Below are 25,777 nucleotides of genomic sequence, written 5' to 3' on the forward strand. Positions count from 1 at the left end.
AAATCAGCGAGGTCACCCATTAGCCAGCCGGCGTTAATAGCACGAGTTGACTTTCACCGATAATACTATCTGCGTTGGAGACAGTAAAAAATTAAATTTTCCAGCTAAATCGGATCACCAACATTAGAATTCAAATCCACCGGAATACAAATTTCAACTTCAAAGCCCCCACTGGCAGATCGATTACACTCAATACTACCGCCTAACATTTGGGTCACCTGATTATACACAATATTCAACCCCAAACCGGTATGACCGCCACCTCGTTTCGTGGTAAAAAAAGGTTCAAACACTTTTTCCATCTGTTCTTCTGACATTCCTTTTCCATTATCTGAGTGAATAATTCTTATTTTACTTGGCTGATGAAGAGAGTCCTCCTTTTTAAATCGAATATTTTCTTCTTCAACGGTTACTAACTTGATTGAAATCACACCACCACCCAATTCACCAAAACCATGATAAATGGAATTGAGTGAAAGGTTCATTATTATTTGCTTAATGATTCCGGGATAGCTGAACACATTAATGTTTTCGGGATACTCCAGTTTGAGTTGTATCTTTTTTTCTTCCAATATTGAACTCAATGTACCAAGAGACTCAGTAATTAGTTGGCCTAAATTAAATTCATGGCAAACTTCCATAGACTGCGCCACATCGATACCTTTGAAGTTTTTAATCAACTCCCTGGTTTTTAGCAGCCCTTTCAAAATTAAGTTAATACTGGTATGTGCATCTTCCTCAAATTCCTGAAATTTCTTTTTGGTTAACTCCCCTCTTTTTTGCCTACGAAATAGCTCTTCAATTTCATGTTTAAAGTGAGTAGCAGTAGTAATGCAAATACCCAAAGGCGTATTGATTTCATGGGCAACACCTGCCACCAGACCGCCAAGAGAAGCCATTTTTTCCGATTCAACTAAATGTTTTTGTGCATCGATTAAACGTCGATGAGTTCTCGCATTTTCCAAAGCTGTCGCTGCATAAGATGCCAGCGTTTGTAAGATATCAACATGAATTGGTTGATAAGCATTCTTTTTCAAACTCTGTACGCTTATAATACCAACGACTTTGTTAACCAGCAGCATGGGAATATAAATAAAAGAGCCAGGCTTAGATGATCGACCACCACCTTCCAATATGACCGCGTTATCATCGTAGTTGTAGTATTCGTGGTTTTTAAGATACTTTTCACCGTCCACATCCAGATCATTAATAAACACTACCTTTTTGTTTTCGATACACCAAACAGGAAATTGCTCTCGATTGAGAGTGCTGCGAGTATAAGGTTTATATCGCTGCCCGTTTTCGATTGCCAGCTCGTAACGAATAAGCTTTTTTTCTGGTTCATAGACGCCAACACCAAAGATGGTTGCATCCATCAATTGATTGACATACTCGTGTACCGTTAATAAAACTTCTTCAAAGTCTAGTGTTGCGTTAATCTGTTTACCGATTTCGCTCAACACGCTGACATTATCGTAAGAATCCTGCAACGCCTGTTTTTGCTGGTTAAGTTCGGCTGTCCTTAGTTGAACCTGTTCTTCGAGATATTGTTTTCTTTTTTTAAGACGCTGTACTCTTTTTTTATAAATTAAATAAAAAATACTCAAAATGAATAAGGCGACAAGAAATTTAAGCCACACTGTTTGGTACCAGGCAGGAACCACTCGAATGGGTAACGCAAGTCGATTATCGCTCCAATCACCCAGACGATTCGAACCTTTGATATGCAGAACATATGTTCCAGGATCAAGATTGGTATAACTAGCCTGCCGATGTTCGGAATCTGCATCATTCCACGATGAATCATAGCCGTATAGTTGATAAGCGTATTGATTATTGGCTGGGCCTGAATAATCAAGGGTAGAAAATTCGATTGAGAAACTTTTTACTTCAGGCCCTAATACTAATTCATCCAATCCCGCTACCGGCTGCCTCATTCCATCAATGATTAGCTCACTGATCACCAGTGGCGGCTGATAAGACCAATCACGAAATAATTCTGGCTTTACCAATAACACACCTTTGCTTCCACCAAACATCAAAGTGCCACCCGATGTTTTGATAAAGGAATTATCCCAATTTCCGCCTATATCAATGTCATCGAAGCGGTCAAACGATCGAAACTGCCAACTAGTTAAATTTAGCATCCCTTCATCAGACCAAATACGGCCTTGTGGATCCTGAAGCATGTTGGCAAAAACCTGACCATCGGCAAGTTGTAAACGTCGATTAATGGATTCAAACTTTGCAGTATATTGCCCTTTTTGCTGACCTTTTTGACTATCCAGTTCGCCCGACAACAAATTTAGCCCCAATGCAGTATCAATCCACAAACGATTCTGATCATCCACCAGCAGCCCACTCACGCTGTCGTGATTAAGTGACTCCGTTCCCCCGGGTTGATGAGTAAATCGAATTAACTGTTTTTCGCCTGCCGGCAATGCATAAAGCCCCCAGTCAGTCCCCACCCATAAAGTTCCGTCGTTTTGCATCGCCAGACTTCTCACTCTTTTCTGAAATAATTCATCGGGCTTTTCGACTGCCGTAAATGTTTCAAACGTCAACTGGTCTGGCAGCGCTTTTTCGGAATTTGTTTTTTTTAAATTTGAATCGCTCGCGTTTGAATGGCTGATTTTTTCTTCGCTTAATGCATTGTTCAAATCTGAATCAACCAATTCTGAATCGTTCGAAATCAGCTTCTTAACATTTTCTGAGTTCGGCTTTATTCGATTAAGACCTTTACTGGTTCCAATCCAGAGATTGTTTTTGTCATCAACCAACATAGTGGTAATGTCATTACCTAAAGGTCCTTCACTCAGAAATTTTTCACCTCGAGCTTTTCGATCAAGGTGCTCTTCTCCCTGCCCGCCGGTACTGGCAACATAACGACGAAACGAACGCGTACCGGGCAAAAAACGGTGTAAGCCAGCTTTAACGGTTCCAACCCAAATCGTTCCATCATGAGTTTGCGCCAGAGATTTAATTGCAATATCTGCTAATCCACCTGGTTTTTCATACTCGGCTCTAAAACTATCAATGACGCCTTTTGCAGGATCAATAACATCAATTCCATTACTTCGAAACCCTACCCAGATATTGCCATTGGATAGCTCTAGCAGCGAAGAAACATCTGCACTACTTAAAGTTCTGGTTTTAGTGGGGTTATGACGTAAACTCCTGAATGCACTATTGTTCGGGTTATATCGATTTAAACCGCCACCCCAGGTGCCAATCCAGAGCAAGCCGGAAGCATCAACTTTTAGCACCGCAATATTATTTGAATTAAGGCTGCCAGGCATAGTCACGTCATGACTGAGCTGGCGTAAAATTGTACCGTCTGATGCATCAACAATACTGATCCCACCACCATAAGTTCCTAACCAGATTTCAGACTCTCTTGGCTGTGCAATCGAATAAATAATGTCATATCCCTGGTACTTCTGTTGTAACGAACTCGAATTCACTCGAACCAGTTTCCCCTCTTTTCCAATCCAGGCAGCCCCCTGTCCTTTGGTCCCTACCCAGACTTTCCCATCGCTTGCTTGAAATAGTTGAGTAATCGTGTTGTTGGTCAGAAAACCAGAACTATCAGAATCACCTAAATGTTGAATGAACGATTTTTCTTTGATATCAAACAGACTAATTCCATCTTCACTACCGACCCACAAAATGCCGTTTTGATCACGCATCAGAGAATGGATTATATTTCTCCGGTTGTCGCTAATTGAACTGTGAGCAATCTGCTTAAAATGCTGAAATTGATCAGAGTCAGGTGCCAGGTAATCAAGCCCGCTATTGGTTCCAACCCAAACACCACCATCCTGGTCACTCAGTAATGAATGGACCTTGTTATCAACCAAACTATAAGGATCATCAGAAGAATAACGATATCGCGTAAACTTTTCGTTTTTCGGATTATAAACCGATACGCCATCGGTGCTGGTGCCTACCCATAAACGACCATCTTGAGCAGGCGAAAGCGCAGTGATTAAGTCACCCGAGATAGAGTTAGGATCATCAATGGAATATTTAAACTGACGAAACCGATAGCCATCAAAACGCAGTAAACCATCCTGAGTACCTATCCACAAAAATCCGTCTTTATCTTGCTCGATTTCCATGACACTCCCCCAGGGAATGTCACTTTCATCTCCAACAGTTTCGAAATAAAGCTCGCCCAGTTCAAAAATATCCGCAGCAATGACAGGCTTAGAAAATACAAAGGCGAAAATGAACAAGATCAGGTGAGACAACAGCTTGAGCATACTTGGGTTCCACTCATCATTTTCGTGCAGATAAACTCTGATGCCCGGAATTGAGACAAAAGCCCTAATTTGGAATGATTAGTTTTTTTCCAAGTATCAGTTTATTCCTGTATTCAAAGCGCGATATTAACGTCACTATCATAAACCTCGCTATGGACATTAAAGTATAGATGAAGATTGAGATATCTTGACAACAAATAATATCACCACGACCAACGGCTTGATTTAGCGGCTAAAATCAATACAACCAATCCATTAATGATGTCCTGAATTGGCCATTCCCGAGATATCGGGCAACTTCGAAAATATCCGAAGTCCCCGAAAAAATTTCGCTTCAGGCAAAAGCTAGCCCGACAGTCAGGGCCAACTTTTCTATTTTTTATAAACCGCAAGGCGAAGGTAAAACCGGCGTTCCCGGTGAAACCGTATCTCGAAAATTCACTTTGTTTTTTCTTAACTCAGCCACTTTGCGGTCAACTTCCAGCGGCGATAAAATTTCGTCCGCGTTATGATAAACCCAATCGATATCTTCCTGGTATACACGTTTTTCCTTCGAGTCAATTGGACCTTCTGGCGTAAACCATTGATTAAAGTTTATTGACATTCGCTCCTCTGGATAAATCACATCACTATGTTCGGCGAACATTTTTCCATCAACATAGTAACGAACTTTATTATCGCCAACTTGCAAGACTAAAGTGTGCCAACCTTTAAGATCTTCAAAATGGGTATCGTTTTCATTCACTTTGGTCCAGGGCTCTAATTGAAATGTTTCCCATGAAGTCGCCCAAAGCGCGTGCTCGCCTTTGCCCCAACCACCATTAGGAAGATACTCAAAATCGAGTTCACTATAATCGAGATCCATTGGCGCTTTTAACGGACTGATCACATAAAATGTTTGGATCACTTCATCACCGTCAGGCCCATGAGTCGGCTTATTACGAAAGTAGACTCGGGCGGCAAAAGTTCCTTCTCTGTATTTTCTCGCGTGGCAAATTTGAGTGTGCAATGTATTTTCAGCGGTCCCGTCGGTATATGAAGTAATTCGAGCCATGCCATTAAGCGCTCCTTCACTAGCCTGTAAAAATGAAATCCCTTCCTCCGACCACGAAGCACCTTTCACACCCGGATGTCCCGTCTGTGTTCTGGCTTTCCAGCCATTTTGATAGAAAGCGTTGAGATCTTGATAATTAAAATCATCAAATAAAATTGCAGCTTTAGATTGATGTTCCGTTTTCTCAGTGGATCCTTTTTGAGAGTCTGTTTTTGCAAGCTCTGCTTTTTGCTGAGCCGAACAACTTACGCACATCGAGATCCCTGCCGTAGCCAATATCCATTGAACAGACTTTATTCGTTGTTTTATTAATTGATACATTTTCCTACCCATAAGTTGACAAATATTCAGATAATCGAAAATGATGACACACCTTGGCAAGCTCAAAACTTCGATTAATTGGATATCTCTAGAATGAAGTCACCACTTTGCAACAAAAATGACAACGCTGTCAAATCTTTATCAAAATACGATATAAGCTAACCGGAAATCGGCATCAGTTATTTTTGAGAGAAAAGCCTGTTCAGACTAAACAGGCTTGAATTAACTCGCTTTTTTACTGGTAAGCCATGAAATAAAATGTTTCAGTAAGATCAGGGTCTGTCGCACTAAATTAGCTCAACATTTTAACTTCGCGTTGTGGGAATGGAATTTCAATATTATTTTGCTTTAGCGCATCCCAGATGGCTTTGTTAATCGCAAAGCGCGCTGCGTTGATTTTATTGGAGTCTGCCCATACGCGAACCTCAAAGTCGACACTGCTATCACCGAACCCCGCGATTCCAACCTGCGGTTCCTTAGCGTCACTCGCGTCTTGATGATTCTTAATGGTCGTTTCCAATAACCGGGTCACCTGATCCAGATCCGAACCATAGGAGACACCGACGCTCAACTCCAGCAGTGAAACCGAGTGGCTGTTGTGGATAATTTCTCCAACGATATGTTTGTTAGGGATAGTAATTTCCACATCGTCCTCTGTCACAATAAGCGTATAAGCCAGCAAAATGTCTTTCACCTGACCACTCACCCCCTGTACCTTGATGGTATCGCCTACGACAAAATAGCGGGTCAAAATGATGTTTAAACCGGCGCCGTAATTTGACAATAATCCCTGAACCGCCAGGCCAGCCCCCAGAGAAATGGCACCAATGGCAGCAATCAATGGTGTAATGTTAATCCCCAGCTTATTCAGGCATATGACCGCCACCATGGTGACAATAACGATTTTTGCGATATTGGCCAGAAATCTGGAAAGCGTGATGTCCAGCCCCTTGGCCTCACATACTCTCTGAACAAATTTCGCGACTCGGCGAGCAATAAACAAACCGATAAACAGAATGAACAGAGCGCCGATGATTTGAAAACTGTAGTTAACAAAGAAGTTGATTACCGTGTCGTAAACAACCTGAAGTTGCTGGAATTCTTTTTTAAGTTCTTGTTCCATTGATGTTTCCTTGATTGCTGTTATTTAAATCTGCAGTGTTGAATTTTAAAAACCAATAGTATCAAGCTAGCAAGTTCAGTCAAAAATTGGAAGAATCACATTAAAAAATAGACAATCAAAGCAGAAGTTAAGAATCCAGGGTAAAACGCCCCTATTTTGGCTTGAATAACGATTTTGGATTGAATAAGGATATCGCAGCTTGACAGATTGCATCACCAGAGAAGATAATGAGAATCATTATCAACAACTATTGCTGGCCGCACGATGATAAATTATCGCGACGGAGCAGTAACTAAGTCCAAATGAGCTGGTTTGAGAAAATATGCTAATACCCGATGATACCACCAAGTTCAAAACCCTTGAGACCATTATCCGATATGGCAAACAACCGAATAGCCCCACGCTTCTATACCACTACCTCAGGCTTGGTGAGCAACAGGCAAAAACGAAATCAGAATTTGCCGAGCGACAAATGTACCTTGGTATGTTTAATACACTCATGAACACTATTTGCGATACTTGTGTCGCTTACCATTGGCGTAACCTTTGTCTCGATCATGTTTACAAACCACTATTCTTAATCGAACGCCTGATTAAAACCCAGGCTGATCAACGGCAAGTTAAGCAGCTGTACCGAGAGCTAAAAACACTGAGTCACTATTTTTTATAAACTCAAATGAAAACCTATATTTAACTTGAACTCAGGTTACTTAGTTCAAAATCGAAGCGATAGACAGATACCAGGATCTCATTATGAATAAGACACGAATTGAAAAAGACAGCATGGGCGAACTTGAGGTGCCGTTCAACGCACTTTACGGCGCTCAAACCCAGCGGGCTGTTAATAATTTTCCAATTAGCGGTCAACCGATGCCTGAGCCCTTTATTCATGCACTGCTCGCCATAAAAGCCTCGGCAGCCAGAGCGAATAGTCATTTAAATAGTATCGATAACTCAATGGCGGAAGCGATTGTTGATGTTTGTAGCGAGCTATTAGCGCGAGATGATTCATCGCCTGCTAATAGCCTGATGCAACACTTTCCGGTCGATGTTTTTCAAACCGGTTCTGGTACCAGTACCAATATGAATGCAAATGAAGTGATCGCTCACCTTGCCAGTATCAAGCTTGGTTCGTCGGTTAACGCTAACGACCATGTTAATTTTGGCCAAAGTAGTAACGACGTTATTCCAACGGCTTTGCACGTGAGCGCTGCAACGCAACTTCACAATAAACTACTACCTGCTCTGATTCACCTGGCAACGACCATCGAGAACAAAGCAGACACTCTGTCTCAATATTGTAAAACCGGCCGAACTCATCTAATGGATGCCATGCCGGTGAGAATGGATCAATCACTGCGAGGCTGGGCCGAGCAAATCCATTCGAATATCAGAAATCTGCAGTCGATACAGCCCGCAATCCAAACCCTGGCGCAAGGCGGCACGGCAGTGGGAACCGGCATTAATGCTCATCCCAAATTTGCACGCAGTTTCACCCAATTTCTCAGTGAGTTAATCGGTATCAAATTTTCTCCCGCCAGCAACCACTTTGCCTTAATTAGCTCTCAAGACACCGCCGTTGCCCTCTCAGGCCAGTTAAAAACCACCGCAGTGTCAATAATGAAAATATCCAATGATCTACGCTGGATGAATTCAGGCCCCCTCGCCGGACTTGGAGAAATATCACTGGAAGCGTTACAACCAGGTTCTTCCATCATGCCGGGAAAAGTTAACCCGGTGATCCCGGAAGCAACTGCGATGGTTGCCGCGCAAGTTATCGGCAATGATGCGGCAATAACCATCGGTGGACAGTCTGGTAACTTTGAACTCAATGTGATGCTGCCCATGGTTGCGTTTAACTTGCTCAACAGTATTGAGCTTTTAAGCAATAGTGTTCGCTTACTAGCCGATAAAGCGATTGCCACTTTTGAAGTGAATCAGGACAAACTGACTGAAGCGCTCGACCGCAATCCCATTCTGGTCACCGCTTTAAATCCGATTATTGGTTATTTGAAAGCTTCTCAAATTGCCAAACAGGCTTACCAGGAAAAACGCCCGGTCATTGATGTTGCGGCAGAAAACACTGACCTGTCACGAGAGGAATTAAAGCAGTTGCTTGATCCAGACAAGCTGACTCGCGGTGGTTTATAAGAAAGGAAATTATCACTCGCCAAGTTGACAGTGACTTTTGCATCAGTCTCGAACTATTTTGAGTTTATCTTCTTCTCGATAGGTCAAAATAAAAGTGACTTCACTCTGCTTTAAAAAGGCTATCGCGTCTTTCACCGGTAATAACATACCAAGTGTCGATAGCGTTCCAGCAACAATACAAAGCGGCGCAATAACTGTCACACTCGCCGCGTTGGACACAGGATAACCTGTCTTTGGATTAAAAATATGACAATACCTGCGACCATTCTGGATGAAAAATTTTTCATAATCTCCGCTGGTAGCCACCGCTCCATGTAATAGATTGATACGACAGCATGCCTTGTCACTATTATCGGGATGGCGAATGCCAATGGGCCAGCCTTGATTCGCAGAATAATCTGAATCCGCGAATGCGCTCCCGTTGCTCTCTTTTAAACTAATCGATGAACTTAATTTAGTTTCCTCAGTTAGCTCGGATCCAATGGCAACAATATCTCCCCCCAAATTGATCAACCCATTTGTAATCCCAGAGTTTAACGCGATATTCTTAACAGCATCAGCCGCGTATTCTTTCACAATGCCACCAAAATCAAGCTCCATGTCTTTAGGCACTGAAATCTCACCGTCATTCCAATTGATTTTGTTCCAACCAATTCGTTTCAAACAATTGTTGACCACTTTTTGTTCGGGAATTAGCTTTGACTTGAAATCCCAGATCGTGCGGAGCACGCCCGAGCTGATATCAAATAAGCCATCGCTAATTTGATAGGCTGTCTGCGCGTAGTTGAGTATTGCGGTAGTCTCAGAATCGACTTTAGTTGCATTAGAATGCTGATTAATTTTAGAGAGGACGCTATCTTCAAGATAGCGAGAGTATTTCTTTTCGAAGCGAAGCACTTCATTTCTACAGGCGTCAAAAACCTTGCGAACACTTTTTTCACTGTGATGAAAAAAACGCAGTTCGCAAGGGCCGCCCATCGCGTGAAAAGAGATTTGATAGCATTTCATCGTTTATAGTTTACACGCTTTTGGAAAACGAACTATCAATATATTTTTTAATCGGCGCAATAAATTCCATCGCCGGTAAAAACAATTTACCACTTAGTATCAAACCCAATAGTTAACCGGGTAAAGTCAACTAACCCAGGACTTTCTAACGCCACATTGTTAAACGAATAGTCAGCGTCCGAATCATAATTTTCGTATGAAATCGTATATGACCACGAACTAAATCTCTGGATAAAGGCAAGCTTAAGACTCAACGCACCATAGGGCGATAACCGAAAGTCTGACGAATAAAACTCAGGTTGATCATCGGGTTCATAGGGTTCGTAGAAGAATGTCTCTCCTTGAGAGTAATAACGAATCGCCGGAACCAGTTGCATATCGGTCCCAATATTTTGATGCCATTCAATATCAATCGTATCTGACTGCATTTTCCAGTCGTCACTATAGTAGCGATAATTAAAATGCAACGCGGCATCAGCAGCATCAAAAAAGCTTCGTAATTGAACGCTATACGCACTTTGTTCTTTAGTCGTCGGACGAGAATCACCTGTTTTGTAAGGATCAGTTAAAAAACCTTCCGACTCGGTAAAGCTGGTGCCGAACAAAATAATATTGTTTGGCGAAAGAATTTGCGACAAGCTGAGAGAATATGAACTGGTTTCTTTTTCGGCACTTAACACGCGATTAAATACTTCTGCGTCCGATGGTGACAAATCATCATCTGCCGTGGAGAAACCAATATTCAATGATGTATTTTTGGCATTAAAAGAAAAACCTAAATCGCCGGCCACGTAGCTCGACTCATAATCATTTTCTTTTGATACGCCACCTTCCAAAGCCCAGTTAAAAAGTTCACCATAATGGGTAAAACGAACACTGGTATCTTGCCGCTTTTCTGAAATACTGGCACCACTCATAATTAAGCCAACGCCGTTAGCGGTTCTTTCCGTGGCAACCGGTGATGCACCGGAAAGTGATTCTCCTAACCAGTTCACTTCCAATGAATTATCATCGCCAATTAAGGTTAATAACCTCATTTGGTGCACATCAATTTCATACCGAGACTTGACGCCGCCGGTTAGTTCAACATCATCGGCGATGTCGTCTTCAACATAACTGGAGTAACGATAACTAAATTCCGAATCAACGGGTGCGCCATTTCCGGAAGCAACAGCCGGCAGCATTAACGCACTGGCCATCAGGCAATTTTTTGGATTTATTTTTTTCATTTCACTAATGTCCTAATTACAACCACAACCGCCGCCGGCAGCTGAACTGCCTCCTGATGAAGCTTCTTTACTCCAATAAATATGCGACTCTAAACGACCTTCAAGAACATCATTGCTCCAGGCCATTTCAGGTCTGGCTAATTTGCCTCTTTCCCAAGGCTGAACAACCTGACATCCACTTAGAAACATTCCCAACAGCGAAATGCTTAATATCAATCTTACGCGGTGATACATCGTTATTTACTCACTCAATAAAATCTTGATAGCTTGATCCAATTTAGCCTTGTCAGACTTTTTATAACCCTGATGTCGCAGTCGAATCTTGCCTTTTTTGTCAATTAAAAAAGACGACGGCATGGTGGCAACCTGGTAAGCTGATGGCGTCTGTTTTTTATCATCGTAAAGATTGGTGAAACTCACTTTAAAACTTTTGAGAAACTCTTTTCCAAGACCTGCGTTGTCATCAAGATTAACAGTGATAACTTCAAATCCTTTGGCTTTGTTTGCCTGGTAAATTTCTTCCATAGCAGGAAATGATTTCCGGCAAGGTCCGCACCAGGAGGCCCAAAAATCGACATAAACGACCTTTCCGGCATAATCAGAAAGCGACACTTTCTTGCCTGAATAAATATCTGACAAGGTAAATGCCGGGGCCGGTTCATTTTTAGCCTGGGCAACAGAAATGGATGCTACTAATGCAAGTAGACCTAACAACTTAAACCACAACTTCATTGATTTTTTCTCCTGATAAAAAGCGCGAATTAAAATTTGTTTTACGTTAAACATTGGTAAAAATATTATTTAGCGTCGAAACATTGCCCCCATAAGGAACCGTTGTTCCAACCGCTTTGGCAACTGTCGCCCAAACTCTCTGAACATCGACGAGTTTACCTAGTCGCCAATGGTTGCGTTCACCCTGCTCACGTAAATCAAAGTAGCGACCTGTTCCGTTCCCATTTTTTAGTAAACCTGAAGCACCGCCGATCATGGTGATAGGTAAATCAACCATATGCTCTGGTGCTCCGTCGGCCATTTCGCTGGTGAAAATAACTAAGGTGTGATCGAGCAGAGAGTCTCCCGGTACATCGGGATCAGGGTAAAAAGCGAGCCGGTCAAGCAAATGGCGTACTTGTTTTACGTACCAGATCCGTGAACCTTTCCATTCTTCAGCACTGCCATAACGATGGGAGCAGTCGTGAGGATTACGAGTTGGGGAAACCGATTTAATGACCACTTGATCCGAAGAGCGGCCAATCTGGTAGGTTGCCACCCGAGAACTCCCGCAGCTTAACGCAGAAGCCAAAATGCTGGCGTGCGCCTGCGTTACCTCTTGTCGAAAATCGGGGGAAGTAATTGCCATTCCCTCTTCCGGCTTTGCACTGGCAGGACTACACCCTTCAATTGGAACACTATCTCTGAGTTCTTGCGCAACTTGTTCAACGGCATCAAGATGAGTGTTTAATTTATTTCGTTCACTAAGTCCTAATTTTGAGCGCAACTCTTTAATATCTTCTTTCACTGGATCGAAAACATGTGCTTTATTGGCAGGGCCTTCTCCTGAACCATCTGCACCGTAAATCTGTTCAAAAAGTTGGTAAGGGTTATCTTCTGGAAGCAACAAAGTATTATCTTTATAAGAAACATTCCATTGCACGCCAACCATCGAATGAGGGCCGGAATAAAGCCTTTTTAACGCAGGAGTGTTTCCGGGAATGGCATTACCAATGATATTATCGATTGACGTCATACTTGAATTGGAATCCCTTAAAATCGTTTTCCAACCATTGTGGCCGCCGGTGCCGCTTCCCAAAATAAAGCCACGCAAAAATAACGACTGCTTGTAATAGTCTCCCAAATGTTGCGACATTTCATTCATCAGGAATGATGTCGTGTCTACTTCATCGGTTTTTGGATACCACAAACCATCATCAAAACCAGCGAAGCTATCAACGCCAAAACCATCGGGCATCACCGCAAAAACAACTTTCAACTTAGGCGTTCCAGAAGCCATCGCCATGCGCATCATCCCTGTCATTGACAGAGGCGTCGCGATTGAAGTTGCTAACACACTATTTAAGAATTTTCTTCGAGTCATATTCATGACGTTTACTCTCTATTGTCTTTTATTACTCTCGATCCAGTCGATAAATTGAAACATTGTTCATCAACATTTCTTTGATCAGCGCTTTCATATCACCGGAATCTCTAAAGTTCTTCTGCACCTGTTCGAGTCCTTTTCTTGAGGTAACATCATCTTTGTGACCGGTAACAAATCGAAACATATTATCGGCGAAGCAGTCTCGAACCAGATTGCTGCTTCCCATAAACTGAGTTAGCTCGCGCGCGGTTTGGTAGTTCAATAGATCGGTTCCGCCGGAGTTGTCTCTCAGAGTACCGGCGGTAACAATATCAAGCATTTTGCTTGCATCGTTGTAGGCAGGTTCTTGCGTTCTGAATTTTCCTGTCTGGTCGAATGATTCGAGTGAACTTCCCGGCTCATTCATTAACTGATGACATTCCCAGCATTGCCCTTCACTGGCCGCCGGTCCTGTGATGACATTCCATCGTTCTCTTGTGGTGATGGGGTGAGTGGGTAACTCAATAGTCGCCGGGTCAACACCAGACGGAACGCCCATCTCGTGGCACAACATATTTTCTCGAATCATTTTGCCGCGCTTAACCAATGATGTCGCCGCGAAATCACTATTCAGAATTTGTGTGTATCCCTGGTGTAACAAACCACCTCGATTTTGATCACTTAACTCAGTTTTTTGTACTGTAGAACTCGCGACTCCATTGATACCATAGTGAGAAGCCAGCACGTTATTTAGAAAGGTGTAACCTGGGTTGAACAGTTCGTTAATATTTGCAGTGCCTTCCTTAAACAAATACTTAACTGACTCTTGTTGTTCTTGCTTCATCGCACCGATGACAGAGGCATTCAATCCTGGTTTTTCATGGGGCTCGCCATAGGTTTTGGTGTAGTAAGAAACGAACTTTCCAAGGTGTGCCGCAAAGCGATCATCATTCATCATGGTGTCGATCTCTGTGCCTATTTTTTCAGAGACGATGAAATCATTACTAGCAGCCTTGGCTAACATTGCGCTATCGGGTGCTGTTCCCCAAAGTTGAAAGGACAGCATTGATGCAACTTCATAGGAGTCGAGCTGATAAGCTTTTTCTTCTTCACTCCATGTACCTAACTCAACCAAATACAAGAAGTGAGGAGACAGCAACATTGCGTTAATCGCATCGGCAGCTCCGTGATTAGTATTGATTGTGCTATAGCGTGTTGTCTCGGCAGAAGTCAGCGGTCGCCTGAACACTTTTAAACCCAGCGCGACCAATTGCGCTTGCGTACAAGCATTGGCAGAGCAACCAACCGCAGTCAAATTAGTTCTCGCCGCGACTTTTTCTGCTAACGCGTGAAACTCCCGAACTCGATCAGCTAACAGCACGCCTCTTTCAGCTTGCGTCGGGTATTTAAAGTCATCTTCAAAAATCGCTTTAGGTAGTAGTTCATCTTCTAGCGCAACCTGGAAAATATCCTTAACCACGTTTTGGTATTCGTAAGGCGTTAATAGTCTCAAACCTCTCACGCCTCTTGCCAACGTCGGTGTTTCTCCTGGGTCAATGGTGAATCCCCACGCGTCTTCCCAGATATATTGTGAGATAATATCAAGGCAGTCTGTGTCGCAATCAACCACTTGCATCGACGCAACTTTGCTGGTGAATTCATCATAAGTTTTCGTCGACCATTTGGTTTTAACCTGGCTGGTAAACAGATCACCACCAATGCCGCCGCTTGAATTATGACAACCAGAACAAACTCGGTTAAAAGCAGATTCGCCTGGACTGGTTGCCGGGTAAGTCACCTCGCTGACATTAGTAAACGCAGACTCACCAATCGAATTTTTTGCGCTCACTTGATAGGAGTATGTTGTCCCTTCTGTGATTGACGAATCGGTATAGGTTGTCGTGTTTGCACCAACTGACGTTAGTCGACTCCAGGCTGCGTCGCCAATTCGTCTGTAAATCTCGAAACTATCTTCGTTGGTCGCATTGTCTTGCCAGGTCAAAATAATTGAGTTCGATTCAAAAACACCGGCTAACAATGTAGGCGCAGGTGGAATGACTTCATCTTTTTTAACTTCAACCAGGTTACTGGTAATTTTCGCCGCGTTACCAAAATTGTTATACGCCATCAGCTGATATTGATAGGTGTGATTTAGCGTAATACTGGTATCGGTGTAGCTAGTAACTTCTGCTTGTACCGTTGTCAGTTCTGAATAACTTCCCGAATCAATTGAACGATAGATTTTAAAACCCGCTTCGTTATCAGAATTATCCTGCCAGCTAATTGTGACGTTTTCTTTATCGGCAGAAACGACTGCATTGACCGAACTAACGTCTGCCGGAGCAACTCGGAATTCAATGACATTACTGGCAACCTTGGCAGCCTTGCCAACTGAATTATAAGCTTCAACCTGGTATTGATAGCGATGGGAGTTACTGATATTGCTATCACTGTATTGAACAACATTCGCGACTACTGTCGAAAGTAAATTGAAGCTACCATTATCGATAGAACGATAAATATTAAATCCTGTTTCATTACCTGAGCGATCAGTCCAGCTGAGTGAAATATTATCTTTATTCTGTGAAGCTTCCGCCTTCACTGATTTAACAGCTAACGGAATTTCGTTTTCGCCATCGCCTAATTCGTAACCCCACTTTTCATTCCATAAGTATTCCGCAAGTGTTTTGGTACAATCGGCATCACAGTCAGAAGTATTCATCGTTTTGACTTTGGTGTGGAATTCAGGGAAGGCTGCGTTAGCCCACTTTGCTTTGATTTGCATATCAAGCAAGTTCACTCCAACACCACTACCATCAGCCTTATGACAATCCATGCATTTGTTTTCAAATAAAACCTGAGTTGGATTCACTGCCGGATAAGTAATCGTAATTTCATTACTGCTTGCCGACTCACCAAGTGAGTTTTTGCTACTGACTTTGTAAGAGTAATTGTTACCGGCGGCAATCGCGGTATCGTTATATTGCGTCGTGTTGGCTCCCAGGGAAATCAACAATGACCAACTACCACTTCCTGTTTTTCGATACAACTCGAACGTATCTTCATTATCGGAGTTGTCGTTCCAGGAAAGCGAAACCAGGTTAATATTGAAAGCGCCGACTAAAGAAGAAGGCGGTGAAGGTGGCGTATTTTCTTGTTTCAACTCAACTAGATTACTTAATACTTTCGCTGCATCGCCAAAAGAATTATACGCCATAATTTGATACTGATAAGAGTGGTTCAATGCGACATTATCGTCAATGTAAGACTGACTATCAGCGGTCAAGTTTAGTAATTTTTCATAGTTACCGGAGTCAACTGATCGGTAAATTGTAAAACCATCTTCGTTATCAGACTGATCTTTCCAGGTGATTGTAATTGAGTCTTTATCCGCAGATGCGATGGCATTTACTTGCTCAACCGGTTGCGGAGCAACTCTAAATTCTATCGAGTTACTTTCCACCTGAGTTGATTCGCCGAAATCATTGAATGCTGTTAGCGCATATTGATATTTATGGTTATTTGAAATTTCAGAATCAACCAGCTCAACCGTGTTTTCAGATAAAGTCTTGTAGAGTTCATAAACGCCATCATCGATGGCCCGAAAAACTTTAAAACCAGTTTCATTGTTTGAACGATCAGTCCAACGAATTGTGATTTTATCTTTTGCTTGCGATGCAACGGCAGTGACATCATTAACACTCGCCGGTGGATCATTTTCGGCATCAATGGTGTACAGCCACTGATCTTTCCACACATATTCCGCAACAAGATTAAAACACTCGTCATCACAATTATCAGCTTGCATTGTCTTAACCTTGGTTAAAAACTCTGCATAGGTATTCGATGACCAACTCTGTTTCACTTGCGGATCCAGCAAGTCGACGGCGACACCGCTGCCACCAGTTTTATGACAACCGACACAAGTTGTCTCAAACAACGCAGCACCTGTTGCTTTTAAAGTGACTTGAACCACATTGCTGTGACGAGATTCGCCCGCAGCATTTTTCGCGGTCACGCGATAACTGTAGGTTGTTCCTTGCTCCACACTAGCATCAACATAGCTAGTTACATCAGCTTGGGTTGAATAAATAACAGACCAGTTATCGGTATTATTTCGCCGATATATTTCAAAACTTTCCTCATTGGCAGCGTTGTCATTCCAGTCCAGAGAAACGCGATTATTTTGCAGCATTCCGCTCAGCATCGAAGGCGCAGCCGGGGTCGTTAAATCTTCGCTTAACTCAACAGCATTACTTTTTACACCTTCGGCTTCACCAAAATCATTAAAGGCAACAACTTGATACTGATAGCGATGATTTAACTCAACATAGTTATCAACGTATGCCTGAGTATTTTGCGGCACAGTTTCTAACAAATCAAAAGTCCCATTATCAATTGAACGTGAAATTCTGAAGCCCGACTCTTCTCCGTTGCCAGGACTCCAACTCAACGAGATAGAATCCTTTGAACGAGAAGACTGCGCAACAACCGCACTTACCGACTCAGGTGGTTGCTCGTTCTGCTCATTTAGCATTTTCTCGTAAAGGTAAACCAGGTAGGGGGTTATCAAATCAGCGCAATCGTTGTCGCATTCATCGGGACGACCATAAGGCATTGTTTTCAATGTTACTTCGTGCATGCTCGCGTAAGATTTAGCAATTTTAAATAGTGGGACCTGACCTTTACCATCGCCACCATGACAAGACTGGCAATTCATATCGTAGGATTCTTTCGACGCAACGATCTCCGGCGGTATTGGGTCAATCACAACTTCTTGATCGTCTTTTGAAGCGCCCATTTCTTCTTCGGAAGCAGAACAAGCAGCCAGAATGAGAAGTAACCCAAAAACCCCAAATAGCCTGCGACATACACTCGCGAATGAGTAACCAGATTCAACTATCAACTTAAATCTCCGAACTAAAGGAATACACACTTTAGCCATGGCCAAAATTATTTTGTGCGCAATTGTATCGGAAGCAGAAATCTCAAAATGCCAAATAATTGACATTTGATTATTTTTACGTCAAAAATGTGCGACACGTCATAAAATGAACAACAGCCTAATTAAATTAGTTGAAAGGCGATTACCTACTAGCGCCAAGTAACATTATTAATGCTAAGTCACTATTTATTAATGATTGTTTTGTATAGAAAAAATTGAAATTAATTTCATTAACGCCGAAAAAGAACGACTCAACACCCACTTGAAAAGTCTTAATTGGAATAACAGCTGCGCAAAATTCTCTAGCTAATGCTTAAAGGCAAAACAAAAAAACTACTCAAACAAGTAGTAATATTTTAGCAATCGAGTTATTATTCAAGTCTCCAGTGGGAGCTGTCATGCCATGGTCGAAATGGAAAAAGTCTCTATCAAACGAACATTAAAAGGTCGCGCAGTCTCGGAAAATACCCGCCATCGGTTTGAGACAACGACCAGCGAAGCAATCGATGATGGTTGGTGGCAACAAGAAGAATTGTCTGATTCCCTTCCAGTTAAAACGAGTCTAATTAAAGAACACAGCAAAACCATTATCTCCAATAATCAATCACCAGATGTTCCTTTTGAACAAAGCATCAACCCTTATCGCGGTTGCGAACACGGTTGTGTTTATTGCTATGCTCGACCAAGTCACGCTTTCTGGGATTTATCGCCGGGACTCGATTTTGAATCAAAAATTATTTACAAAGCCAATGCAATCGAATTGTTAGAAAAAAAATTTAATTCGCCGTCTTACCAGTGCAAACCCATTACGATCGGCGCGAATACCGATGCTTATCAGCCAGTTGAACGAAAGTTAAAAATTACTCGCCAAATTCTTCAGCTAATGCTCGATTATCAGCATCCTGTATCGATTATTACGAAGGGTCAATTGATTGGTCGCGACCTCGACTTACTAGCGAAGCTAGCCGATAAAAACCTGGTATCTGTTGCTGTGAGTGTAACCACACTGGAAAACTCACTAAAAAGAATTTTAGAACCGCGCACTGCAAGCCCAACTTCGCGCCTTGAAATCATACGTAAACTCAGTGAAAAAAATATTCCTGTGACGGCGCTTATCGCTCCGATTATTCCGGCTATTAACGATGGTGAAATTGAGAAAATGATACATCAAGTTAGCTTAAGTGGCGCGACAAGAGCAGCATACATTCTGCTGAGATTACCTTATGAGCTTAAGGCAATTTTTGGCGACTGGTTAGACACTCATTTTCCGCAACGAAAAGAAAAAGTACTCAATTATCTACGAGAAATGCGCGGTGGAAAGTTGAACGAGCAGCGGTTTGGTCGTCGAATGTCCGGCGATGGAATTTACGCTCAATTAATCAATCGGCGGTTTCATGTGGCCTGTCAAAAATTTGGGATTGAAGGGTTACATGGAAGAGAGGGAGATATTCAATCGTTAAACACTAGTTTGTTTCGTTCGGATCAGCCTAAGCAATTTGATTTGCTTTAACTTATATCTTCATTTAACGTCTGGCTCAGTAGTCTATTTATCACTTCTGCTTGCTAATTTTTCCAGATATTCACGCGCAACCTTTTCTGCTTCAGAACGTGCCCAAATACCATTTCGAAATTCTTTGGGATAGTATTCATTAGAGTCATCGATAGTATCGCCGTTTTCATCGTATACAGCCCACCACCATCTTCGCCTTTCCATTTCTTCAGCTCTTAGAGTAAGCCCATTCCATCGAGCAATACAGTCGTCATTTAAATCACCAAACCATCCAATTTCTTGCTCTGGATTCAAAACCAGACTCCCTTTTTGTTCAATTAACGATTAAAATTACACAAATTCTGTAAATCCAACCATTACTCCCTTTTTAACCTTACGTTCGCACTCTTGTCTGGAGTTTCTACAGATATACCTTTAATAGCATCTTCCATTATTTCTGGTAGTTTTTCGGAGGAATAGTTTGCAATAACCACTATCTGCCTTCCTTTGACTGTCTTAATGAAATAGCCTATTTTTGGTTTAGTTGCATCCAAGCGTTTAAAGGTCATCCAATCATAACTAGCGTATTCGCCTAGATCATGTTTTTTAAATTTTTCTGCTATTTGTCGTAGATATTCCTTATCAGAAAACTCCACTTCAATTTCTTCAAGGATACTTATATTCATTGCTAACTTTTTAGTTTTTGAATCTACAACCGACATGTTTGCAATAAGATTCATGTTTCCTTTTTTATATTTTTTTTTGGTTTCATCAAATGCTGCAGGATTCAACTTCTCTAACGAGTGAAACCCTTGAGGAATTGTATAATTAATGCCGCTAACATCATACTCTCTCGAATACGAACAACTTGAAAAGAAAAATAATAGTAAAAGTGCAAATAGTCTCATTTTGTATCCTAACTACTCTTTAGGTTGTAGGGCCTCCTCTGTCGAATCCAATTTCACCCTTTTATTAACTGCTCAACCTTGCTCTATCTTCTAATATAAACTTACGCAATTCTCTTTCACTGCGCATAACATAAAGAACAAATACAAGCTTCTCCTCAACGCGGTAGAATATTCTGCAAGGACCAATGATCAGTTCGCGGTAGCGAGTATCGTACAACTCAGGCGGGCGGCGTCCACTTTCAGGGAATTCTCTCAGGCGCTTAACTGAATTAATAATTTCTTTAACGAGATTCTTTGCTGCACTTGGTTTATCTAATGCGATATATTCGGCAATCTCGTTCAAATCATTTAAAGCTGGCTCGGTCCAATTTATTTGAGCCATTTAGTCAATTTCTCTTCAGCTTCCGATTCAGAAAAGACTCGTCCTTCTAAAACAGCTCTTTCTCCTCTAGCGATGCCCTCTAGAATGTTCATTCTACTTTGCATTAGCTCAAAGTCTTCAAAATCAACAAGATAAGCTGAAGGTTTACCATGCTCAGTGATAAGAACTGGCTCTTTAGATTCATGAAGATCTGCAAGGATCTTCGTGGCTTGACGTTTAAGTGTTGTTACAAGTTCAGTTTTCATAAAAGTGATACTATTCTATCACTTTATCGATTGCAACCTTAATCTGAGCTAACAGTGCTGATGAAAACAGGTGTATCAGAGTTGATTGTTCACGCTTAATCATCCACAAAACTCACCCCCACCAAACATAGTTAAAAATCCCGAACTGCTCCCGAAACCCAAGACTAACATAAAGTCCTTTTCCCTCAACAGATGCCTGCAAAGTCACGTAACATCCATTCATACCAATACACATATCAACAACTTGATTCATTAGCTTACGCGCAATTCCTTTTCCCCGGCAATCAGGCAACACACCAACCTGATGAACACCAATAACGCTATTGGTATCGAACAACATGGCAGTTGCAACTGGCCGCTTATCAACAAAAGCAAGCAATAGCTTTACTTCTGGGTTGGCTGCAGCTCGGTGAATACTAGAAGTATCAATTTCATAATCGAAAGATTTGGCAGCTATGTTAGTCCATATCTCAATATCTTGGGCCGAGTCGATTTCTCTAACTATAAATTGCTCTTCCAAGTTCGACTCCACTGACTGATGCTTTTTCGCCAGGTGTTTTCTTGTGTGATACTCTTTCAAGTCCAAATACATCGCGGTTTGTTCAAATAAAAGTTCAAAGCCGCTGCATGTCAAAATTTGTTTAATGTCGGTAAAAACCTCATCAGACTCCTCCCACAACGGAATCACCATCGGCTTTTTTAACTGGCTTAAATTTTCTTCTATCAATAAATCACTTGCACTGCTCTCCCCCCAATCAAGCCAACACCGATGGGGCCATTCTGTAGAAGCGCGCCAATTTCCGATAGTAAGCGGGCGACTGCCCATCAAACGCCACAATTGGGTAAGGTTGCTGATATTCGCTTTGTTCAGGTGACGTAATTCATCACACTCGTTAATTACACTTCTCTTAGTCATCATTCAAATCCATAAAGTAATTCTTGGTTAATTGTCATTCCCTGTTAATCAGCACTATGCCAATAATTAATGAGAGTACTCCCACTAGCTTAGCGCCATTAAGCGGTTTAGTCGGGAGGTCAAACCAACCATAATGTCCTGCAATCACTGCGACGATTATTTGTCCGGTTAAGGCATAAGACATCATGACACCGATTCCCATGCGCGGAATAAGATAGTAAAACATTGAAATACCAAAGGCGCTTAACAAACCACCGGAAAACCACAAATAAGAAGGAACCGCTCTTACCGCCTCAAGTGAAGGATACTTTTTGGTAAACACTATTACAGCCAACAAAGTAAACAATAAGCTGCTAACAAAAGCGACGCTAGTTCCTAATAATGGGTTTCTTAATAACACGCCAAGCTGTGCGTTCATGCTCGCTTGCGTTGCTATGGCTGCGCCCGCCATAAATGCGAGCAATGACAGGTAGCTCATACTTAGACCGTTAAAATCATTTCTTTACAGGTTACCTGCCAAAAAAACCAAAGGCATTTACATAGGTTGATAATTTACTTTTTTTTGCGAATTCGACTAAGCTGGGTTGGTGTAATGCCCAGATGTGAAGCAATATGATATTGAGGAATTCGTGAGCTAATGGCGGAATGTTCCAGGAGAAATCGCTCATATCGTTGGCTAGCATCTTCTTGAACAATTTCGACCTCACGCGCATCTTTGGCTAGCAACCAGTTCTTTTCCAGATAGTTGATATGAAATAGTTTTAGATCATCCTGTTCCAACAGCAGTTTTCGAAATCCTTTGAAGTTGATAGTAATAATTACGCTCGGTTCTAACGATTCGATGGTGTATTGTGACGGAGAAGAAGTTAATAAAGCTGTCATCGAGCCAGGGAATGTTCGCTCATCGAAAAAGATTTTATTATACTCATGACCTTTATCGTCAACCACGAAAAGCCGAAACAACCCCGAGTAAACAAAGGAAAATGATTGGGGTAATTCGCCAACACGATAAAGAATGGCATCTTTTTCAATTTCGCTAAATTGGCAAATATTCTTCATTCCCTGCCAAGTCTCATCTGAAATAGGAAAATACGAATCCATCACTTTTTTCAGTTCAGCAAAAGCTAATTTTTCTACATTAAAGTTAGTATTCAAATTGTGGCCTTATCGTTTAATCTTTCCAACAGGGTAAATTCTTAAAATTAATTCTCTAAGTTGAATTTTAGGCGGAATAACTCAACAATTGAGTTATTGTAGATCAACGAGCGGCAGACTCTCCACTTTTCTTTGTTGTTAGATTGTTGTTACATCGTTGTTACTTAGTCGTTACCTTGGTTTCTGTAAACTTGATTTATGGTGGCGCATTAAACGGTTTCAATGAAGGGCTTTCAACCTCTCCCCAACCCTCTCCTTATCTAAGGAGAGGGAGTAGGATTAAACTCGGAATTTGAACTTTACCTGTAACAAGGTCTATTCTAGGGGTAGCTATTATTTTCAGTGAATCTGCAGTTAGGCAACAGGAAAAATCATGGTGGTATTACTAGTCGAAGATGATCACTCGCTCGCCGAACTTGTGATTGAGTACCTGGAAGACGAAAGTTTTGAGTGTGATCACGCCTTCAACGGTAACCACGCCATTGAATTAATCTTGAATAACACTTACGACGTTATTATTCTCGATATAAATCTTCCAGGAGCCAACGGTCTCGAAGTTTGTGAAACGATGCGCAAAGCGGGCCTTAACACCCCCTGCATAATGCTCACCGCGAGAAATACCCTTGATGATAAAGTTACCGGACTTAATCTTGGCGCCGATGATTACCTGGTTAAACCTTTTGCAATGGCAGAACTTGTGGCTAGAATAAATGCGCTCACTAAACGAAACAGGCACAGTGACAGTTTGAAAATAGCCGATCTAGAAATCTATCTACCAGAGCATTACGCCAAACGCGGCGAACATAAAATTCAACCGAGTCCTGATGAGTGGAAAGTACTGACTTATCTTGCGAGCAAAAGTCCTCAAGTGGTTAGCCGAACCGAACTGGAAAATATTCTCTGGCCTGCCGGTGCACCGTCGACTGATGCACTGAAAATGGTTATTTACCGTCTGAGAAAAATGGTTGACCCGAAACCTCTCACACCACTCATCCAGACGATTCGGGGCGTTGGAGTTGCGCTAAAAGAGTAGGCCTATTGTTAAAACAGTCATCAATAATATGATCGGAAAAACCAAATTTTAAAAGCAACTATTTAAAGCCAAACCATTGAATACTGAACAATCGAAAAACAAACATACAACACAAGCTCACGCTACTCAATTAACTGGTGGCGAGACACTAAGAAGTTACCTGCGGAATTATCTCATTATCCTCGGATTACTATTTACCGCGATATTTGGTATTGGAATATCCACAACTTACCAGTGGGGGCTTCACGACACTTCTGAATTTTATTTAATTCATGATGCAGAAACCGTCGAATATATACTCAACCAGGGAGAATCACTACCGGAGAATGATTCGTTCCGACAAAACTACCTGGGGTTGGAGAATCTGCCCGAAATTTATCATGATAAGGTCAAAATTAATCAACAAACTCCCTTGATTACCTACTTCAAAAGGGAGCAGCAATTTGACTATGTTATCGCCTACCCGCTAGCTACTGATCGCGTTGAGCTACAAAATAAAATGCTGTTTGTGGTGCATTCATTTGACAATGATGAGTCAGCAGACATTCCCGGTCTGACTATTTCTCAACTAGTTTTAATTTCTAGCCTGGTCGCCATTGTTTTTGCTTTCCTGACCGCTTCGTTGATATACAAGACGGTGACACGTGCAGTAAAATCATTATTAACTTTGAGTCAGCTAACTGAAGATAATCAAGTTCAGAATCCGACTTTGGCCCCTTGTCACAAGGAATTAAGATTTTCCGAGCTTCAGGACATTGGCGACAAGCTACAAGATTCTATTGCCAACATCCAGGCATTTACAGAGCGGGAAAAGTCTTTTATTCGCAGTCTCAGTCATGAGCTGAGAACACCAATGGCAATAGTCAGCGCAGCGATAGATATTCTGGACAAAAAGTCCCTACCAGACGACATTCAGCCAAAACTCACCAAGATCCGACATGCCAACCAAAAAATGATCGCCCTTTCAGATACCTTACTTCGTCTCTGGCAAAATGAGAATCAATCAGTCTCTTCACAGCCAATCGCACTCCATCAATTGGTGACGGAAGCCATTGAAAACAATCAATATTTAAAAGTGAATGGTGAGGTTGAAATTGTTAATCGGATATCACCGGAACAAATTGCAACGGTCAATCGACAAGCTTTTGATGTCATCATTAATAATCTTGTTAAAAATGCGATGCAATATACGACACAGGGAAAAATTGAAATCGATGCGCGAGATAATTATTTCGAAATAAGCAACAACTATTTACCGAATAATAGCGAATGCGATCACACGACAAGCAATAATAAAAGTGGGCAAAACAAGAAAGATCGTTCAGACTATGGTTTTGGATTAGGACTGTATATTGTTGAAAAGATAGCTGGTCAACAAAGCTGGAAATTTGAGCATCAGCAATTAAAAGACAAGTTTACCGCCAGGCTGTCATTCTGATGGGCAAGTGTAGCAATAGCGACAGGCCTGATTTGTTC

At 41.8% G+C, this 25,777-nt stretch carries 21 protein-coding genes; 5 read left to right on the top strand and 16 right to left on the bottom strand.

The features are described 5' to 3' along the window. Nucleotides 1-104: 104 nt before the first annotated feature. From FLL46_RS15095 to FLL46_RS15105, 3 genes are all read right to left on the bottom strand, one after another. Nucleotides 105-4,265, bottom strand: a complete 4,161-nt coding sequence (locus FLL46_RS15095) for a two-component regulator propeller domain-containing protein (protein WP_142932152.1) — start codon at nucleotides 4,263-4,265, stop codon at nucleotides 105-107. Between the two features lie 379 nt (nucleotides 4,266-4,644). Next, complete coding sequence (locus tag FLL46_RS15100) at nucleotides 4,645-5,640, bottom strand: glycoside hydrolase family 16 protein (RefSeq protein WP_142932154.1); 996 nt, start codon at nucleotides 5,638-5,640, stop codon at nucleotides 4,645-4,647. 292 nt (nucleotides 5,641-5,932) lie between these two features. Continuing rightward, complete coding sequence (locus FLL46_RS15105) at nucleotides 5,933-6,763, bottom strand: mechanosensitive ion channel family protein (protein ID WP_142932155.1); 831 nt, start codon at nucleotides 6,761-6,763, stop codon at nucleotides 5,933-5,935. A 322-nt stretch (nucleotides 6,764-7,085) separates the two neighbouring features. Between FLL46_RS15105 and FLL46_RS15110 the strand changes: the two genes are divergently transcribed. Then, nucleotides 7,086-7,433, top strand: coding sequence for a hypothetical protein (locus FLL46_RS15110; protein ID WP_142932157.1), 348 nt, complete (start codon nucleotides 7,086-7,088; stop codon nucleotides 7,431-7,433). Nucleotides 7,434-7,516: 83 nt separating this feature from the next. Further along, nucleotides 7,517-8,914: a class II fumarate hydratase gene (locus tag FLL46_RS15115; RefSeq protein WP_142932158.1), complete on the top strand. Its 1,398-nt coding sequence runs from the start codon at nucleotides 7,517-7,519 to the stop codon at nucleotides 8,912-8,914. A 42-nt stretch (nucleotides 8,915-8,956) separates the two neighbouring features. On the opposite strand, the gene FLL46_RS15120 is transcribed toward FLL46_RS15115, so the two are convergent. The 6 genes from FLL46_RS15120 to FLL46_RS15145 all read right to left on the bottom strand — a co-directional run bounded on the left by FLL46_RS15120 (nucleotide 8,957) and on the right by FLL46_RS15145 (nucleotide 18,134). Further along, nucleotides 8,957-9,922, bottom strand: coding sequence for an FAD:protein FMN transferase (locus FLL46_RS15120; protein WP_142932160.1), 966 nt, complete (start codon nucleotides 9,920-9,922; stop codon nucleotides 8,957-8,959). Nucleotides 9,923-10,008: 86 nt separating this feature from the next. Beyond that, nucleotides 10,009-11,151 carry a DUF3570 domain-containing protein gene (locus FLL46_RS15125; protein WP_142932162.1) on the bottom strand — a complete coding sequence of 381 codons (1,143 nt, stop codon included), beginning with the start codon at nucleotides 11,149-11,151 and terminating at the stop codon, nucleotides 10,009-10,011. Nucleotides 11,152-11,163: 12 nt separating this feature from the next. Further along, a complete protein-coding gene (locus tag FLL46_RS15130; protein WP_142932164.1) occupies nucleotides 11,164-11,385 on the bottom strand; it encodes a DUF4266 domain-containing protein in 222 nt (73 codons plus the stop codon). Nucleotides 11,386-11,391: 6 nt separating this feature from the next. Next, nucleotides 11,392-11,883 (bottom strand): TlpA family protein disulfide reductase, encoded by a 492-nt coding sequence (locus tag FLL46_RS15135; RefSeq protein ID WP_168204180.1) that lies wholly within the window; start codon nucleotides 11,881-11,883, stop codon nucleotides 11,392-11,394. A gap of 46 nt (nucleotides 11,884-11,929) precedes the next feature. Next, entirely contained in the window at nucleotides 11,930-13,252 is a 1,323-nt protein-coding gene (locus FLL46_RS15140) for a DUF1552 domain-containing protein (protein ID WP_142932166.1), read from the bottom strand. Nucleotides 13,253-13,277: 25 nt separating this feature from the next. Continuing rightward, nucleotides 13,278-18,134: a c-type cytochrome gene (locus tag FLL46_RS15145; RefSeq protein ID WP_168204181.1), complete on the bottom strand. Its 4,857-nt coding sequence runs from the start codon at nucleotides 18,132-18,134 to the stop codon at nucleotides 13,278-13,280. 442 nt (nucleotides 18,135-18,576) lie between these two features. Here FLL46_RS15145 and FLL46_RS15150 point away from each other — a divergent pair, with 442 nt between their 5' ends. Beyond that, nucleotides 18,577-19,683, top strand: coding sequence for a PA0069 family radical SAM protein (locus tag FLL46_RS15150; protein ID WP_142932168.1), 1,107 nt, complete (start codon nucleotides 18,577-18,579; stop codon nucleotides 19,681-19,683). Nucleotides 19,684-19,716: 33 nt separating this feature from the next. Here FLL46_RS15150 and FLL46_RS15155 read toward each other — a convergent pair whose 3' ends face one another. The 7 genes from FLL46_RS15155 to FLL46_RS15185 all read right to left on the bottom strand — a co-directional run bounded on the left by FLL46_RS15155 (nucleotide 19,717) and on the right by FLL46_RS15185 (nucleotide 23,268). Continuing rightward, nucleotides 19,717-19,977, bottom strand: a complete 261-nt coding sequence (locus FLL46_RS15155) for a hypothetical protein (RefSeq protein ID WP_142932169.1) — start codon at nucleotides 19,975-19,977, stop codon at nucleotides 19,717-19,719. 62 nt (nucleotides 19,978-20,039) lie between these two features. Continuing rightward, a complete protein-coding gene (locus FLL46_RS15160) occupies nucleotides 20,040-20,570 on the bottom strand; it encodes a hypothetical protein (RefSeq protein WP_142932170.1) in 531 nt (176 codons plus the stop codon). Between the two features lie 64 nt (nucleotides 20,571-20,634). Then, nucleotides 20,635-20,952 (bottom strand): type II toxin-antitoxin system RelE/ParE family toxin, encoded by a 318-nt coding sequence (locus tag FLL46_RS15165; RefSeq protein WP_142932171.1) that lies wholly within the window; start codon nucleotides 20,950-20,952, stop codon nucleotides 20,635-20,637. Beyond that, nucleotides 20,940-21,197 (bottom strand): type II toxin-antitoxin system Phd/YefM family antitoxin, encoded by a 258-nt coding sequence (locus FLL46_RS15170; protein ID WP_142932172.1) that lies wholly within the window; start codon nucleotides 21,195-21,197, stop codon nucleotides 20,940-20,942. Before FLL46_RS15170 ends, FLL46_RS15165 begins: the two co-directional genes overlap by 13 nt. Before the next feature lie 112 nt (nucleotides 21,198-21,309). Next, a complete protein-coding gene (locus FLL46_RS15175) occupies nucleotides 21,310-22,116 on the bottom strand; it encodes a GNAT family N-acetyltransferase (protein WP_142932173.1) in 807 nt (268 codons plus the stop codon). A 31-nt stretch (nucleotides 22,117-22,147) separates the two neighbouring features. Then, nucleotides 22,148-22,591: a DMT family transporter gene (locus FLL46_RS15180; RefSeq protein ID WP_142932174.1), complete on the bottom strand. Its 444-nt coding sequence runs from the start codon at nucleotides 22,589-22,591 to the stop codon at nucleotides 22,148-22,150. Between the two features lie 74 nt (nucleotides 22,592-22,665). Then, nucleotides 22,666-23,268: a Crp/Fnr family transcriptional regulator gene (locus tag FLL46_RS15185; protein WP_246119326.1), complete on the bottom strand. Its 603-nt coding sequence runs from the start codon at nucleotides 23,266-23,268 to the stop codon at nucleotides 22,666-22,668. A gap of 373 nt (nucleotides 23,269-23,641) precedes the next feature. Between FLL46_RS15185 and FLL46_RS15190 the strand changes: the two genes are divergently transcribed. After that, nucleotides 23,642-24,301: a response regulator transcription factor gene (locus FLL46_RS15190; RefSeq protein ID WP_142932175.1), complete on the top strand. Its 660-nt coding sequence runs from the start codon at nucleotides 23,642-23,644 to the stop codon at nucleotides 24,299-24,301. Nucleotides 24,302-24,377: 76 nt separating this feature from the next. Continuing rightward, nucleotides 24,378-25,739, top strand: a complete 1,362-nt coding sequence (locus FLL46_RS15195) for a sensor histidine kinase (protein ID WP_142932176.1) — start codon at nucleotides 24,378-24,380, stop codon at nucleotides 25,737-25,739. Nucleotides 25,740-25,777 lie beyond the last annotated feature (38 nt).

Source organism: Aliikangiella coralliicola (assembly GCF_007004725.1).
Classification (GTDB): domain Bacteria; phylum Pseudomonadota; class Gammaproteobacteria; order Enterobacterales; family Kangiellaceae; genus Aliikangiella; species Aliikangiella coralliicola.